We start from the raw sequence: 15,503 nt of genomic DNA on the forward strand, positions 1-15,503 counted from the left end.
TTTCGGACGGCCAAAAGCGCCGGTAACAACGACTGATTTACATTTCAAATATTTTCGGCTTGAGGAATTAAAAATTTGGCACTCCTATCATTCGAGTGCCAAAGGGGCTATGTTAAGTGTTGCAGTCGCTCTATGTGCGGCGGCAGAAAGAACCCCAATGAAATTCCGGCCACTCCACGACCGCGTCGTCATTCGGCGCGCGGAAGGCGATACCAAATCCAAGGGCGGGATCATTATTCCCGACACCGCCAAGGAAAAGCCTCAGGAAGGCGAAGTGATCGCCGTTGGGCCCGGCTCGCGTGACGAGAGCGGCAAGCTGATCCCGCTCGACGTCAAGGCCGGCGATCTCATCCTGTTCGGCAAATGGTCCGGCACCGAGGTCAAGATCGACGGCGAGGATCTCCTGATCATGAAGGAGAGCGACATTTTGGGCATCGTCGAGAAGACCAAAGCGGCCAAGAAAGCCGCCTGACCGGGCGATTTCCGATCCCGCAATTTCAAGACTGAACTGGACGTAAAATCATGTCTGCCAAGGAAATCAAATTCGCTACCGATGCCCGCGACCGGATGCTTCGCGGCGTCGAAATTCTGAACAACGCCGTCAAGGTGACGCTCGGCCCCAAAGGCCGCAATGTCGTCATCGACAAGGCCTATGGCGCGCCGCGCATCACCAAGGATGGTGTCGCCGTCGCCAAGGAAATCGAGCTTGCCGACAAGTTCGAGAACATGGGCGCCCAGATGGTGCGCGAAGTGGCCTCGAAGACCAACGACCTTGCTGGTGACGGCACGACGACAGCCACGGTGCTGGCCGCTTCCATCCTGCGCGAAGGTGCCAAATTCGTTGCCGCGGGCATGAACCCGATGGATCTCAAGCGCGGCATCGACCTTGCTGTGGCTGCCGTGGTGAAGGACATTCAAGCCAGGGCCAGGAAAGTCAAATCTTCGGACGAGATCGCCCAGGTTGGTACGATCGCCGCCAATGGCGACGCGTCGGTCGGCGCCATGATCGCCAAGGCGATGAACAAGGTCGGCAATGAGGGCGTGATCACCGTCGAAGAAGCCAAGACAGCCGAAACCGAACTCGATGTCGTCGAAGGCATGCAGTTCGACCGTGGCTATCTCTCGCCCTATTTCGTCACCAATGCCGAGAAGATGCGCGCGGAGCTGGAGGACCCTTACGTTCTCATCCATGAGAAGAAGCTCGGCAATTTGCAGGCGTTGCTGCCGATCCTCGAAGCTGTGGTGCAAAGCGGTAAGCCGCTGCTGATCATCTCGGAAGACGTCGAAGGCGAGGCGCTGGCGACGCTGGTCGTCAACAAGCTGCGCGGCGGCCTCAAGGTCGCAGCCGTCAAGGCGCCAGGCTTCGGTGACCGGCGCAAGGCGATGCTGGAAGACATTGCCGTGCTCACCGCCGGCCAGATGATTTCCGAGGATCTCGGCATCAAACTCGAGAACGTCACGATCGACATGCTCGGGCGGGCTAAGCGCGTGCTCATCGAGAAGGATACGACGACGATCATCGACGGCGCCGGCGAGAAAGCCACCATCCAGGCGCGCGTCCAGCAGATCAAGTTGCAGATCGAGGAAACGACCTCGGATTACGACAAGGAGAAACTCCAGGAGCGGCTGGCGAAGCTGGCTGGCGGCGTTGCTGTCATTCGCGTCGGCGGCGCGACCGAGACGGAAGTCAAGGAAAAGAAGGACCGCATCGATGATGCGCTGAACGCCACTCGTGCAGCCGTGGAAGAAGGCATCGTTGCCGGCGGCGGTGTTGCGCTTTTGCGCGCCAAGGCAGCTTTGACTGAGCTTACTGGCGCGAATGCTGACATGACGGCAGGTATTTCGATTGTGCTGAGAGCACTTGAAGCGCCGATCCGCCAGATTGCCGAGAATTCCGGCGTTGAAGGTTCGATCGTCGTCGGCAAGCTCTCCGACAGCAAGGATCACGATCAGGGCTTCGACGCCCAGAACGAAGACTATGTCGACATGATCAAGGCCGGTATCGTCGACCCCGCCAAGGTCGTTCGCACGGCCCTGCAGGATGCCGGCTCGATTGCCGCGCTCCTGATCACCGCTGAAGCAATGATCGCGGACATTCCGCAGAAGGTTTCGCCCGCTATGGGTGGCGCAGGAGGTATGGGCGGAATGGGCGGAATGGACTACTGAGCGGCGCCTGAGACTATAGCCAGGACGACGGAAGGCCAGCGACGCGGGCACATGCGAGCCGATATCTCGGCGATCATCGGTTCGCTCGACATCGTGTTCGGGGAGATCGATCGATAGGCTCGTCGCTGTCGTATTTGCTGCTAAAAATGGTCTGGAGACAAGAACATGACCGACACTCTTGCCGAGAAAACATGTACGCCTTGTCGCGGCGGCGTCCCGCCGCTCACGCGTGATGAAGCCCAACGCTTCCAGGCACAGGCTCCCGATTGGGAGCTGGGTGACGATGCCCACCGCATCCAACGGAGCTTTCGATGCCGCAATTTCCGGGACGCGCTCGCCCTTGTTCAGGAGATCGGTGAGCTCGCCGAAACCGAAAGCCATCACCCCGACATCAGCTTCGGCTGGGGTTATGTGACGGTTTCCCTGAGCACCAAGAAGATAAAAGGACTGCACGAGAACGATTTCATCATGGCGAGCAAGATCGATCGGGTGTTCGATCGCTCGGGGCGGCCCCTCGACCGCCAGCAGTGACACGGCAAATCCATCGCCAATCTAGCGAGGTCCCTATGACACAGATCCGAGCCGACAACCAGCCCGTCACCCAAATCACCATCGTCGATTCTGAACCGGACAAGCAGGCCGAGGCATTGTCGGTCATGATCGAGCGAGCGCGCTTTATGGCGCGCCAGCCTGGCTTCATCTCAATCAGCCTGCATCGCAGCCTCGACGGGCGGCGCATCGTCAACTACGTCCAATGGCAGAATCGCGATCTCTTGCGATCGGCTCATCAATCGCCGGAATTCCGCAAGGAGTGGGGTCATTTCGATCAGTTGACGGACGAGATCGATCCCAATCTGTACGAGGTAGCCCAGGTGATAGATAGTGGTCAGTAGCCGTGCTGTTCAGGTGACCTGAACCGCCGGGTCGAGACGGTCGACATGAGCTGACAAAGTCTAAGCCATGGCTGCCATGAACCATCGCGTCGTCAGCGTGTTCGGTGGAACCGGGTTTCTCGGCCGCCGCGTTGTTCGGCATCTCCGCAATGGTGAATTTTCCGTTCGGATTGCATCAAGACATCCGGAACGGGCCAAGATAATTGATGATACCGCTGGCGATCGATTTACGTGCCGATATTGATGCGTCTCTCGCCGTGCACGGGCGAACGGCGTCGCCAGAGGACAAGCATATAGGGGCCGGCCGGACGCGAAAAGGTCCTCGGTCTCAAAGACGACCGAACTCGTTAAGCAGCTCTTCAAGTGTTTTCCCTTGGGCGACCCATTCGCGGGTCTTCTGTTCGCGCGCTGCTTGTTCGCGCGCGAGCTCCACGACCGTTTCGGCGCTGGCTACCGGCACGACGGTCACGCCGATTGTGTCGGCAACCACGAAATCGCCGGGATTGATAGGTACGCCGCCGCATTGAATTGGCACGTTGATCGAGAGCTCATCCTTTCGGCCTGAATACATTGTGTGCGTGCCTCGCGCCGTGATGGCGCGGGCCCAGATCGGCCAGCCGATCGCCTCAAGCTCGTCGATGTCGCGGCCGGAGCCATCGATGATCATGCCGCGAATGCCGCGGTTCCTGGCGAGCCCGCCCATCAGCCCGCCGCACACCGAGGTCTGCCGGTCGCCGCCCGCGTCGACGACGATGATGTCACCATCCCTGCCCATCTCGATTGCCCTGAGCGGGTCAACGAGGTCTCCCGGCGAGAGCTGGACCGTGAGGGCTTGGCCGACGATTCTCGCCGGAAACGGCGGCTTGATCTCCGAATCCATCACGCCCTGACGGTATTGAGCGTCGGCAAAGACGCATGAGGCGCTGTAGCATTTGGCGACCTCTTCGAACTTCGCAAGCAGCACCGGCTGCCGCTCGAAATCGTTGAAAACCTTGAGCATCGCATGACCTCCCTTATCTTCGAGCCGGCGTTCGCGTCAGCTCTACTGCGTTAACCGGGTTGAGCGGCATGCCGCCGGTCAGCACGCGCGCGACTTCAGACGCGGCGGTTTCGCGGGCAACCCGGATCGACTCTTCGGAATAGTACGCCGTGTGGGGCGTCACGATGACGTTGGCAAGCGAGAACAGCGGATTGCCGCTTGGGTTCCACTTGGCGAGCTTGGCCGGCTCCTCTTCAGGATCATCCAGGCCGGCGCCGGCGATGCGGCCTTCGGTCAGCGCCCGATAAAGCGCGCGGTTGTCGATGGTTGGACCGCGGCCGGTATTCACTATAATTGCCCCCTCCTTCACTTGGCGGAATTCCGCCGCGCCCAGGAAATGCCGGGTCTCGGGGGTTATCGGCACCTGCATCATCAGATAGTCGGAGTTTTGGAGAATCTCTGCCTTGCCGACGCGGCGCGCGCCTTTCGCCTCGGCGACGCCCTTCTCGATGTAAGGATCGTATACAAGGATATCGACGCCGAAGCCTTTGGCGCGCTCGGCAATCGCCTGGCCGATCTTGCCGAAGGAGACAATGCCCATCGTGCGTCCCTTCAACCGATGGATCGGTTGCCCGGTCTGCCAACGCCAGATCCCTTCATGGGTCGCGGCGTTGTATTGGAAAAGCTTGCGGGCGAGCGCGAGCCACAGCCCGATCGCATGGTCGGCGACCTCGTCGGTGCAATAGTCGCGGACATTGGTGACAAGAATGCCCTTGGCGGTCGCCGCGTCGACATCGACGATGTCGACACCGATGCCGTAGCGGGCGATCACCCGGCAGCGCTGCATGCGTTCGATGGTCTTCGCGCCGATGCGGGCATACTGGTTCATCATCGCGTCGCAGTCGATCGCCTCGGCAGCCAGTTCCTCCTCCGACTTGGCCTGGAGCCCTACGACCCGCGCCCCGACTGCCTCCAGCACGGCCCGTTCGATATCCAGATTGCCGTAGTCGTAGTCGGTGATGACGACCTTGGGGTGTTCCGCCATGCCGCGTCTCTCCTGCGCTTCAGACGTAGGCGCCGGCCGAATAAGTGAGCTCATAGGAGTGACTGTAGAGCTCGATGATATTGCCGAAGGGATCCTCGCAATAGACCATGCGGTAAGGCTTTTCGCCCGGATAGTAGTAGCGGACCTGGCTCATCCGCTGGCGGCCGCCGAGGGCCTCGATGCGCTTGACGCGCTCTTCGAGATGCTGGTCCTGCAGGCAGATGTGGAAGATGCCCGGATGCCAGTATTCGAAGGGCCGCTTCTCAGGGCGAGTTTTGGGGAACTCGAAGAGCTCGATGCCGATGCCGTCGCCGGTCGAGAGGTGAGCGATCCGGAAACTTCCCCAGCCGGCTCCGAAGACGTCGTCGCACATCTGGCCGATAGCGCTGTCGTCCTGGCTGACCTTGGTCGGCCCCATGATCACATAACAGTCGAAGGCCATCGAGTAGAACTCGACTGCTCTTTCGAGGTCGGGCACAGTGATGCCGATGTGGGAAAAGGTTATGGCGGTCATTGATCTACCTTTCCTTTTTGTCCTGGCAAGGTGAGCGGGCCGACGATGAAGGCGAATGCGCGACCGATCTCGCCGCGCCACATGTCGACGCCGACCGCGGTCACGATGATGGCGCCGATGATGACGTTCTGGGCCGACGCCGGCACGGCGTTGAGGTTGAGCGCGTTCTGGACGATGACGATGGTAAGCGCGCCGATCACGGTGCTCACGATCTGGCCGCGACCGCCGGCGAGACTTGCGCCGCCGATCACTGCGGCGGCGATCGCCGAGAGCTCCATCCCAACGCCATAATTAGGCGAGCCGGAATTGAGCCGTGCGGCCATGAGCACGGCTCCGACCGCCGCCATCGCACCGGCAATGACGAAGGCAAGGAAGCGCGTGCGGGCGACATTGAGCCCGGAGAGCGCCGCGGCCTGCGGGTTGCCGCCGACCGCGTAGATCGTGCGGCCGAAGGCGGTGTAGCGCATGACGAAGAAGGCGAGTGCGTAAAGGCCGACGACGTAGAAGAGCGGCAGCGGCACCCCGAGAAGAGAGCCGTAGAAGATCGGCTCGAGCTTCGGGTGCACGGAGAATACCGGCGAGCCGTTGTTGAACATGAAGGCGATGCCGCGGAACGCCGAGAGCGCCGCGAGCGTGGTGATGAACGACGGGATACGAAGGTAGGCGGTGAGGACGCCGTTCACGGCGCCAAGGAGCACGCCGATCAGAAGGACGAGCAGAATCGCCAACGGCAGCGGCACGTCCCCGAATTTGATCGCCATGGCGAAAACCATAGTCATCAATGCGATGGCCGAACCGGGGGAAAGGTCGATGCCGCCGGTGAAGATCACGATGGTCGAGCCGATCGCAACGATCGCAACGATGCTCACCTGCAGAATGAGGTTGGACAGATTGCCGACATCGAGAAAGCGGTTGGTGGTGAGCGCGACGACGACAGCCACCAGGAGAAGGGCAGCAAGCGGACCGACGATCTGGTTGCTCACCAACCGCTTCATGCGGCGAGCTCCTCCTGGTCGGCGGAGGCCTTGACCAGGTCGGCCTTGTCGAGGCTCCTGGCATCGCGGATTGCGACGATCCTTCCGCGGCTTACAATGCCGATCCGGTCGCTCATCGCGAGCAGCTCGTCATAGTCGGAGCTGATCAGGATGACGCCCTTGCCGGCGGCTGTAAGCTCGTTGATGAGCTGATACACGGCGATCTTGGCCCCGACATCGATACCTTGGGTCGGCTCGTCGAGAACGAAAAGCTCGGCCTCCGCGAACAGCCACCGGGCAATCACGATCTTCTGCTGGTTGCCACCGGAAAGCTCGCCGACCAGCGCCGTCCCGGCAGTCGGCGTGATTCTGAGGCTCCGGATCAGGCCGTGGGCAAGCCGTCGTTCGCGGGCGTGGTCGAGCATGGCTCCGCGCGTGATCCGGCCGAGCCCGGCGATCGAGATGTTCTCGAGCCCGCTGAAATTGAAGAAGAGCCCGTCGGATTTTCGATTCTCCGGCACAAGCGCGATCCCGGCGGCGATCGCGTCGCGCGAGGACAGAAGCTTGAGCGATTTGCCGCGAAGCCGGATTTCGCCTTGCCGAAGCACATCGACCCCGAACAGGGCGCGGGCGATTTCGGTGCGGCCGGAGCCGAGCACGCCGCCAAGGCCGAAGACCTCGCCGCGGCCAACCGTAAAGCTAGCGCCGGCGACGCGGTTGCTCGTGTGGATGGAGCGCACGTCGAGGAGGGCGTCACCCGTGGCATTCGCCGCCTTGGGAAAGTGTTCGTCGACGCGGCCGACCATCTTAAGGACAATGGCGCTGATCTCGACCGGCGTTTCCGCTGCGTTCGATACCACGCGCCCATCCTTGAGGATCGTTGCTTCGTCGACGAGTTCAACGACCTCGTCCAGGCGATGCGAGATGTAGAGGATGATCCTGCCATCGTCCCTGAGGCGCAGGAGAAGGCGATGAAGCTCGGCGATCTCGTCGGGGCCGAGGGCGGTGGTCGGCTCGTCGAGAATGATCATCGAGGCGTTGGCCGCGATCGCCTTGGCGATCTCCACGAGTTGCTGGCCGGCGGTTGAGAGTTCGCCCACGATCGCGTCCGGGTCGATCGCGACGTGGATGCGGCCAAGCACGCGCCGGGCTCCCTCGCGCATTGCCGGCCAGTCTATCCGCCATCGGTTTCCCGGAAGCCGGCCGAGATAGATGTTCTCCGCGACCGATAGCGTTTGGACGAGCGAGAACTCCTGAAAGACCGTGGCGATCCCTGCGCGCCGCGCGGCGATCGGGTCGGAAAGCACGACCGGCTGGCCCGCACACAGGATCTCGCCCGAATCGGGCTGATGCACCCCGCATAGCACCTTGACAAGCGTGGACTTGCCGCAGCCATTCTCGCCGAGCAGGCCGTGAATCCGCCCGGCAACGAGGCTGAGCGACACGGAATCGTTGGCCACAACGCCGGGGAAACGCTTGGTCACGTTCCTCAGCTCCCAGACGGGAACGCTCTCTTCCATAGCTCTCCACGCGATCCTTGCTTCGCCCGACCGGGTGATCCGGCCGAGCGAGGGAGGTGCTGCTTAAGGAACATGAGTTCGTCTCAATACTGTATCGACGGCTTCGGATAGAGCTTGTCGGGCGCCTGCAGAACCGGCAGCACATTGGCCTTGTCGACAATCGTTGTCGGTGTTTCGACAAAGCCTCCTGCGAAATTGCCGTCGAGCACGTCGATCGCGACCTGCAACGCAATCTGGCCCATGACGAATGGTGTCGTGTTGACAGTAGCGGTGACCGTGCCTTTGCTGATCTCCTCGAGAGCGGCGGTGTCGCCATCATTGCCAAGCAGCATCAAGTCGTTTCGACCGAGCGACTTAGCGGCGAGTTGGGCACCCATGATCATGTAGTCGTTCGCGGCAAAGATGACGTCGACGTCCGGATGACCCTGGAGCAGGTCCATGCCGGCGGTGTTGCCACCCTCAACATTCCAGCCGCCGGGAATGCTCGCAACAATATCCACATTCGGCTTGCCCTTGACGGCGTCGAGGAAGCCGCCGACGCGCTCTGTCGAATGGTAGCCGGGCTGGCCTTCGATGACCGCGGCTTTCACCGATTTATCGCCGAGCCTCTCAAGGAGGTATTCGCCGATCTTATGCGTGCCTTTGCGTTGCGAATAGCCGACCACGGCATGGACCGGGGTCGGAAAGTTGGCGATGTCGGAGTTGACGATGACGACGGAGATGCCTTTGTCGACGGCCTGCTTGACGAGCGGAGCGGCGGCCGCCTCGTCATGGGTCGACAGGACGATGGCGTCGACGCCCTGGGTGATCACGTCCTGGATCATGCCCATCTGGCCGTTGATGTCGGCGCCGCTTTGCGGGGCGAGCATGAAGGTCTCAACATTGCCCTTCTCGGCCGCTGCGGTTTTGAGGCCCTCGCCGATGGCGATGTAGTAGTTGAACTCGGTCGCCGGCGGCATGTAGGCGATGCGGATCTTGTCCTTGCCGGCGCCCTTGGTGATCGGCGCCTGTGCGCCGGGTTGAAGCGGTTGCGGTGCGGCGTAGTCGATGGCGCGGGCAATACCGGTCGCCGTGAGTACTACGACCGCGCTTGTCGCTGCTATCGCGATCAACGATCGAAAGCTGAAGCTCATGTCTTTCCTCCCTTGGACGCTTGACGGGTTCTATCCGGCGAACGGCGCGTCCACGACGCCGCGCACGCCGGGTTTGAAAGCGAAGAGAGAGCCGGCCGTCGGCTCGGCGGCGATCTGCTCCCGCGTCGCCTCCAGTCGCGATGTGGTGATGTAGAGAGTCTCGAGCTCAGGCCCGCCGAAAGCGCAGCAGGTAGGCTTCAACACCGGCACCTCGACCACCCGGTCGATGCTCCCGTCGGGCAGGATGCGGACGACTCGCCGGCCTTCCCATTCGGCATTCCACACGGCGCCTTCAGCGTCGACGCACGAGCCGTCCGGAATGCCCGGCTCTCCCTTGAAATCGTTGAGGACTTGTCGGTTGCCTGGAACCCCGGTGCCCGGATCGTAGTCATAGACCCAGATGGTTCCGACGGAGGTGTCGGCGAAATACATGCGGCGCCCGTCGGGCGAGAAACAGGTCGAGTTGGCGCAGCCAACGCCGGTAATGATCGTCGTTACCGATTCGTCGGGATCGATCCGCAACACGGTCGACTTTTCCGGTCCGGAACCCTCGTTCATTCCGCCAGCGATGAATCGGCCCTGGCGATCCGTGCGGCCGTCATTGAGGCGCGTCGCCAGTTTGTCGGGCTCGAAGCGATGGATCGTCGCGAGTTCGCCGGTGCCGGGGTCGAAGAACGCCACCTCCTTTGCGAGGGCGAGAATGAAACCGCCTTTCTCGCGGGGCGCGAAGCAGCAGACGCGGTCCGCCATGGCGATTGAACCCGAAGCACCTGATGAGGGTTCGAGCCACCACAGACGCTTCCCGTGGATGTCCGTCCACCAGACCCGGCGGTCATGGTGGTTCCACAGAATTCCCTCGCCGTGCAGGTTACGGCAGTCGAGCGCGAGCTCGGCTCTGTCCATGTCTCCTCCCCGGAGCACGTACCTTGGCTTCGTAACGGGGCCGTCAGCGAAGCCGCTTCTTGTTGCCGAACTTTCTGGTGTCTGGTATATCACCTTGCAGATGGCAGGCAATACCAAAATCAGCGGCCGGCTTCCCGTCGCCAGGATCAAGCGACCCAAATCGCTTGCGGAAACCGTGCTCCACCAGCTCCGCCAGTCGATCGTCCACGGTGACCTCGCGTTGGGTCAGCCTCTCTCTGAACGTCAGCTCGCCGACGATCTCGGCGTGTCGAAGACTCCCGTCAGAGAGGCGCTCGCCCAGCTCCGCGCCGAGGGCCTGGTGCTGATCTATCCGCAGCGCGGCGCCTTCGTCTTCACGCTGAGCGCTCGCGAGGTTCATCAGATCTGTGAATTCCGGAGTGCGGTAGAAACGGCGGCGCTGAGGCTCGCCATCGCGCGCGGCCCGGATGGCTTCGCGGCGGAGCTTGAAGACATCGTGCGCGGCATGGCAACCGCGCAGCGTCAGGGTGACCAGCGGCTCTATCTGTCCCTGGACACCCGCTATCACGCGGCCTTCTTCGGGCACTGCGGCAATAGCTATCTCCGCGACAGCTATGAGCGCTATGTCGGCAAGATCGCAGCGCTCCGGACCCACCTTGCCGGCAAGCCGCTTCACACGAAGCTGTCGTTCCAGGAGCATCGACAGATGCTCGACACCATCCGGCGTGGCGACGCAGACGCAACGATAGCGGTTCTGGATATCCATATCGGACGGACGCGCGAGACCTATTCCAACGGAATTGAGGACATTGCCGCCGCGGATAAAGGAATTCCGGAGGCGAGCTGATGGCGGCACCGCTCCTCGAGCTCAGCGGCATCACGAAGTGGTACGGCACGACGCGGGCCCTTGGCGACGTCGATTTCGATCTGAGGCAGGGCGAGGTGCATGCGCTTGTCGGCGAAAATGGTGCCGGGAAATCGACACTCCTCGCCATCCTCTCCGGTGTGGTCGCGCCCGACAAGGGTACGATCAACATCGACGGGCGGGCGGTCACCATTGACGACCCATCCAGAGCGCAGGCGCTCGGCATCAGCACGGTCTTCCAGGAGCTTAGCCTCGCCGGGGCCTTGACGGTCGCCGAGAACGTCTTTGTCGGCCGGGCTCCGACGGCCTGCGGGGTCATACGCTGGAGCGAGCTCCGGCGGCGGACCCAGCAGATCCTCTCCCCCTTCGGCATCGAAATCGATGTCGGTCGCCCGGTTGACCGCTTGCCCGCGGGCACGCGCCAGCTCGTCGAGATTGCCAAGGCGCTGTCGCTCGACGCTCGCATCCTTCTCCTCGACGAGCCCACCTCGGCGCTCACCTCCGATGAGGTCGCAGCGCTGTTTGACATCATCACTCGGCTTAAGACCCGGGGCATCGGCATCGTCTATGTGAGCCATCACATGGCCGAGGTCTTCCGGATCGCCGACCGCGTCACCGTGCTGCGCGATGGCCGAAGGATGACCACGCGCGCGGTGCCGGAGACTTCCATCGACGACGTCGTCCGCGCCATGGTCGGCCGGAACCTCGAAATCTTCGCAGCCGAGACGGCGCTCGTGCCGGGTCCGGTGGCGCTTGCAGTCCGTGGCAACGGAGCCAAGGGCAAATCTCGACATCTGGAGCTTGAAATACGTTTCGGTGAGGTCGTCGGTCTCGCGGGCCTGATGGGATCGCGCCGCAGCGAGCTTGCACGCAGCCTCGTCGGCCTGCGGCAGCCGTCTGGAGGAACTGCGATCGAGATCAAGGGCCGTCCGACGCGCCTGCGTGGTCTCCGCGACGCGATGGCCCGCGGCATCGCCTATGTGCCGGACGATCGCAAAGCGGAAGGCCTGTTCCTGTCGATGTCGGTCACCGATAATTTCGTCGTGACTGAGCTTCGCCGCTTTGCGCGGCTCGGTTGGATTGAGAGGGCGGCGGCGACGGCGGCGGCGGGTAGGGCGGTCGAACGCTTCCGGATACGAGTGCCGAGCCTTGCGGCGGCGGCTGGAAAACTCAGCGGCGGCAACCAGCAGAAACTGATGCTGTCGAAGTGGCTTGCGAGCGACCCGGCGATCGTCGTGATTGACGAGCCGACCAAGGGCGTCGACGTCGAAGCGAAAAGGGAGATCCACAAGGAAATCCGCCGCCTCGCTGCTGCCGGTAAGGCGATTCTCTTGATCTCCTCTGACCTCCCGGAGCTCTTCACCATCTCCGATCGGATCGTCGTCATGCGAGAGGGACAGATCGTCGGCGATCTCCCGACACGTTTGGCAACGGAAGAGAGTGTAATGGCTCTTGCCTCCGGCATCGGTCACAAGCGCGAAGGGGAGGCGGCATGAGCGTCGACGAGGTCGGTCGGTGGCCTTCGCGTTTCGGCAGCCGTGTCCTTCGGCGCTTCGTCGAGACGCGCGAGTTGACGCTACTGGTTCTTATCGTTGCGATCATCGTCGGAATGTCGCTGGCTTCGCCGGTCTTCCTGTCGCTGGCGAACTTCCGTGCGATAGCCATCGGCATGGCGCCGACCGTGATCATCGCTGTGGGCATGACGGTGCTCCTGGTCTCTGGTGGATTCGATCTCTCGGTCGGCTCCGTGCTGGCGCTAGCGAGTACCGTGACGGCGCTTCTTCTGTTAAGCGGCGCCTCCATCCCGCTGGCGATTCTTGGTGCGCTTGCTCTTGGCGTCATCATCGGCCTTGCCAACGGCATCGTCGTCACCAGGATCGGTGTCAATCCCCTGGTCGCCACTCTCGGCTCGATGTCGATCGCCCGCGGGATCGCCTTGGTGCTGACCGAAGGATTCTCGCTCAGCAATCTACCGCCGGCCTTCGGGTGGGCCGGCCGCGCCGAGATTCTCGGCCTGCCGTTTCTTCTTTGGGTCGCGCTCGCACTGGTGGTCGTCTTTGACCTCGCCATGCGGCATGGAAGCTTCTTCCGGCAACTCTACTACATCGGCTCGAACGAGAAGGCGGCGCGTCTCTCGGGTTTGGCCGTCAATCGCGTCCGCACACTCGCCTACATGCTGAGCGGACTGCTCGCCGCGCTTGCCGGCGTCCTCCTCGCCTCGCGGCTGATGAGCGGTACGCCTACAGCCGGCAACGCGCTCGAATTGCAGGTGCTCGCAGCCGCCGTGATCGGCGGCGCAAGTCTGCGCGGCGGGGAGGGCACCGTCCTGGGCGCGTTTCTCGGCGTCATCTTCGTCGCCTTGATCAACAACGCCATGACCATGCTCGCCGTGTCGATCTACTGGCAGATGATCGTCACCGGCGCCGTTCTTGTCCTGGCCGTTGCGCTCGACATGCTGGTGCGCCGCGGCGACGGGTAAGCCAAGGGCCCATTGGGCTCCAATCGAAGAAGGGAGGAAAGTGATGACGACACTCGATCTCGACCGCCGCAGCCTGATGAAGCTCGGCGGCATTGGCCTCGCCGGGACGGGGCTCGGCCTCGTACCCCAATTCAGCGATGAAGCGCTCGCCCAGAGCGAGGGCATGGAATACGTGTTTCTCTCCATCGTCACGCAGGTGCCGTTCTGGGTCGACCACCGCAAAGCTCTCGAAGACGCCGCTAGATCGCTGAACATCAAGACGAGCTTCACCGGCCCGCTCGACTTCGACACCGTCGCCCAGGCGCGGCAACTCGATGAGCTGATCGCGCGGAAGCCGGCCGGCCTCCTGATCTTTCCTGGCGACGCCGCCTCGCTTGCGGCCGGCATCGACCGCGCCGTCGATGCAGGAATTCCGGTCGCCATGATCATCGGCGACGCGCCGGGCACCAAGCGCGCCGTGTATCTCGGCATCTCGAACCTCGAAGCCGGCAAGGTCGGGGGCAAGATGCTTGCCGAGGCGATCGGCGGCAAAGGCAAGGTGATCCTCGGTTCGTTCCCCGCGCCTTCGGTTCTGGAGCGGGTCGAAGGCTACAAGGCCTACTTCAAGGAATCCGCGTCCGAAATCGAAGTAGTCGACGTGGTCAACGACAAAGCGGACCCGTCTTATGCCCCCACGGCCTACAGCCAGTCACTCCTCGCTCATCCTGACGTGGTCGGTATCGGCGGCACCGACGGCGACAGCGGCAAAGGTGCTGCCATCGCGGTGCATGAGACCGGTCGCCAAGGCCAGGTCAAGATCGTCGCGATGGACCGGAACGACGACATGCTTCCCTACATAGAGGACGGAACGATCGTCGGCGCCGTGGTTCAAAAATCCTATGTCGAAGCTTTTCTCGCCGTGCATCTCCTTCATTGGCTGAATACCGATGGCATGAAGGTCGTGCCGGACTACAAAGCGGCTGGCGTCAACCCCTTGCCGGAAAAAGTCGAGACTGGCGTGATGCGCCTTACCAAGGATAACGTCGCCCAATTCAAACACTGAGCGACAGGCCGGGCCGCGGACCTTCCGCGGTCCGGCGGGCGCGCGGGCCGGGTGCGGCTGATTGCATGTCCTTATCATCGTCGGAAGACGAAGATCGAGCGCTGGCTGTTGTTTCAGCAGCGGCGGGGGGAATCGGCCGTGCCCTCGCGGAGGGCTTCGTTGGGGCCGGCCTTCCGAAAGCTCAGCCCACGTTGTCCGTGCTGTTCGGATCGATCTTCATCAGTCGCTCTCTGGCATCGATCACGCGCCTTTGCTCGGCCCTTATCCGGCCGCACAACGCGAGATTAAGGGCGACGCCACCGTCCTCGTCCAGCAACTCATTCGCGCGCTTCAGAGAGTTCTCGGCTCGTTTTACACCCTGTCTGGCCTTGGCCACTTCGAGGCGATAAATTTCAAACATTTTCCCGCGTCCTTTGCGGTTGCGGTCCCTTCGATAGTAGTTAACCGGCGTCGATCCCGTTTGTTCCGGCCGCGCCGGTGGCTATTTCCCGCTTATAAAAGAGTAGGGGGATTGCCGCGCGAGAACGTTGCGCACGTTCGACACCTGCCATTGGCCATTGCGCGCTGTGCGAACGCCGCGGTTGTTTAGAGCGATTGCCAGTCCACGTAGGCTTGAACATCCTGCTTTCCTTCGCCCAGTTCGAGCGCGAGGTCATCGGCGAGCGCATCAGGGACAAGTTCGCTGCATCCAGGCGAAAGGGCATGTGGATGGGTGGCAACGTCCCATTTGGCTACCGGGTCGAGAACCGTAAGCTTCTGATCCAAGAGGACGAGGCAGCCATTGTGCGCTCGATCTTCGAGCGATTTCTGCTGATAGGTTCGGCAACCATCCTGGCGCGAACGTTGAATGCGGAGGGTCTCAGGCGCAAGAACGGGAAGGCCTTCGACAAAGGCCTGCTCTACAAGCTTCTCTCGAACAGGGTCTATATCGGCGACGCCGTCCACAAGGGTGCGAGCTTCCCTGGCGAGCATCAGGCGATCATCGGGCGCGAACTCTGGGACAAGGTTCGC

At 62.2% G+C, this 15,503-nt stretch carries 17 protein-coding genes and 2 pseudogenes; 10 read left to right on the top strand and 9 right to left on the bottom strand.

Going from position 1 to position 15,503, the window contains the following annotated elements; all coding sequences use genetic code 11:
• Positions 1-157 precede the first annotated feature (157 nt).
• The 5 genes and pseudogenes from AC0L14_RS11100 (at position 158) to AC0L14_RS11120 (ending at position 3,059) form a co-directional block, all read left to right on the top strand.
• The gene (locus tag AC0L14_RS11100; RefSeq protein ID WP_095491317.1) at positions 158-472 is read left to right on the top strand and encodes a co-chaperone GroES; all 315 of its coding nucleotides are present in this window, start codon (positions 158-160) and stop codon (positions 470-472) included.
• Between the two features lie 50 nt (positions 473-522).
• Positions 523-2,166 carry a chaperonin GroEL gene (gene groL, locus AC0L14_RS11105; RefSeq protein WP_473527196.1) on the top strand — a complete coding sequence of 548 codons (1,644 nt, stop codon included), beginning with the start codon at positions 523-525 and terminating at the stop codon, positions 2,164-2,166.
• Positions 2,167-2,208: 42 nt separating this feature from the next.
• Positions 2,209-2,283, top strand: a pseudogene (locus AC0L14_RS11110) (NADH-quinone oxidoreductase subunit D-related protein); the annotation flags it as partial.
• Positions 2,284-2,331: 48 nt separating this feature from the next.
• On the top strand, positions 2,332-2,697 hold the full coding sequence (locus tag AC0L14_RS11115) for a 4a-hydroxytetrahydrobiopterin dehydratase (RefSeq protein ID WP_095491315.1): 366 nt from the start codon (positions 2,332-2,334) through the stop codon (positions 2,695-2,697).
• 35 nt (positions 2,698-2,732) lie between these two features.
• Positions 2,733-3,059, top strand: coding sequence for an antibiotic biosynthesis monooxygenase family protein (locus AC0L14_RS11120; RefSeq protein WP_473527197.1), 327 nt, complete (start codon positions 2,733-2,735; stop codon positions 3,057-3,059).
• A 328-nt stretch (positions 3,060-3,387) separates the two neighbouring features.
• Here AC0L14_RS11120 and AC0L14_RS11125 read toward each other — a convergent pair whose 3' ends face one another.
• The 7 genes from AC0L14_RS11125 to AC0L14_RS11155 form a co-directional block, all read right to left on the bottom strand.
• The gene (locus AC0L14_RS11125) at positions 3,388-4,059 is read right to left on the bottom strand and encodes an RraA family protein (RefSeq protein ID WP_123149320.1); all 672 of its coding nucleotides are present in this window, start codon (positions 4,057-4,059) and stop codon (positions 3,388-3,390) included.
• A 13-nt stretch (positions 4,060-4,072) separates the two neighbouring features.
• On the bottom strand, positions 4,073-5,083 hold the full coding sequence (locus tag AC0L14_RS11130) for a C-terminal binding protein (RefSeq protein WP_473527198.1): 1,011 nt from the start codon (positions 5,081-5,083) through the stop codon (positions 4,073-4,075).
• A gap of 19 nt (positions 5,084-5,102) precedes the next feature.
• Positions 5,103-5,597, bottom strand: a complete 495-nt coding sequence (locus AC0L14_RS11135) for a lactoylglutathione lyase family protein (RefSeq protein WP_473527199.1) — start codon at positions 5,595-5,597, stop codon at positions 5,103-5,105.
• Positions 5,594-6,592, bottom strand: a complete 999-nt coding sequence (locus tag AC0L14_RS11140; RefSeq protein ID WP_123149323.1) for an ABC transporter permease — start codon at positions 6,590-6,592, stop codon at positions 5,594-5,596. Before AC0L14_RS11140 ends, AC0L14_RS11135 begins: the two co-directional genes overlap by 4 nt.
• Complete coding sequence (locus tag AC0L14_RS11145; RefSeq protein WP_258122435.1) at positions 6,589-8,055, bottom strand: sugar ABC transporter ATP-binding protein; 1,467 nt, start codon at positions 8,053-8,055, stop codon at positions 6,589-6,591. The genes AC0L14_RS11140 and AC0L14_RS11145 overlap by 4 nt, the downstream gene beginning before the upstream one ends.
• 119 nt (positions 8,056-8,174) lie before the next feature.
• Positions 8,175-9,224, bottom strand: coding sequence for a sugar ABC transporter substrate-binding protein (locus AC0L14_RS11150; RefSeq protein ID WP_473527201.1), 1,050 nt, complete (start codon positions 9,222-9,224; stop codon positions 8,175-8,177).
• 30 nt (positions 9,225-9,254) lie between these two features.
• Positions 9,255-10,127 carry an SMP-30/gluconolactonase/LRE family protein gene (locus AC0L14_RS11155; RefSeq protein ID WP_123149326.1) on the bottom strand — a complete coding sequence of 291 codons (873 nt, stop codon included), beginning with the start codon at positions 10,125-10,127 and terminating at the stop codon, positions 9,255-9,257.
• 100 nt (positions 10,128-10,227) lie between these two features.
• Between AC0L14_RS11155 and AC0L14_RS11160 the strand changes: the two genes are divergently transcribed.
• The 4 genes from AC0L14_RS11160 to AC0L14_RS11175 are packed head-to-tail and all read left to right on the top strand — an operon-like array spanning position 10,228 to position 14,492.
• On the top strand, positions 10,228-10,953 hold the full coding sequence (locus AC0L14_RS11160) for a GntR family transcriptional regulator (protein ID WP_473749465.1): 726 nt from the start codon (positions 10,228-10,230) through the stop codon (positions 10,951-10,953).
• On the top strand, positions 10,953-12,467 hold the full coding sequence (locus AC0L14_RS11165; protein WP_473527203.1) for a sugar ABC transporter ATP-binding protein: 1,515 nt from the start codon (positions 10,953-10,955) through the stop codon (positions 12,465-12,467). Before AC0L14_RS11160 ends, AC0L14_RS11165 begins: the two co-directional genes overlap by 1 nt.
• Positions 12,464-13,450, top strand: a complete 987-nt coding sequence (locus AC0L14_RS11170) for an ABC transporter permease (RefSeq protein ID WP_473489837.1) — start codon at positions 12,464-12,466, stop codon at positions 13,448-13,450. Before AC0L14_RS11165 ends, AC0L14_RS11170 begins: the two co-directional genes overlap by 4 nt.
• Before the next feature lie 43 nt (positions 13,451-13,493).
• A complete protein-coding gene (locus AC0L14_RS11175) occupies positions 13,494-14,492 on the top strand; it encodes a substrate-binding domain-containing protein (RefSeq protein WP_123149330.1) in 999 nt (332 codons plus the stop codon).
• A 181-nt stretch (positions 14,493-14,673) separates the two neighbouring features.
• Here AC0L14_RS11175 and AC0L14_RS11180 read toward each other — a convergent pair whose 3' ends face one another.
• Positions 14,674-14,892, bottom strand: a complete 219-nt coding sequence (locus AC0L14_RS11180; protein ID WP_123149331.1) for a hypothetical protein — start codon at positions 14,890-14,892, stop codon at positions 14,674-14,676.
• 81 nt (positions 14,893-14,973) lie between these two features.
• The gene (locus tag AC0L14_RS11185) at positions 14,974-15,093 is read right to left on the bottom strand and encodes a hypothetical protein (protein ID WP_342210972.1); all 120 of its coding nucleotides are present in this window, start codon (positions 15,091-15,093) and stop codon (positions 14,974-14,976) included.
• Between the two features lie 107 nt (positions 15,094-15,200).
• Here AC0L14_RS11185 and AC0L14_RS11190 point away from each other — a divergent pair.
• Positions 15,201-15,458: pseudogene (locus AC0L14_RS11190) on the top strand (recombinase family protein); the annotation flags it as partial.
• Between the last annotated feature and the right edge of the window lie 45 nt (positions 15,459-15,503).

It is taken from the genome of Mesorhizobium sp. WSM4841, from assembly GCF_055811515.1.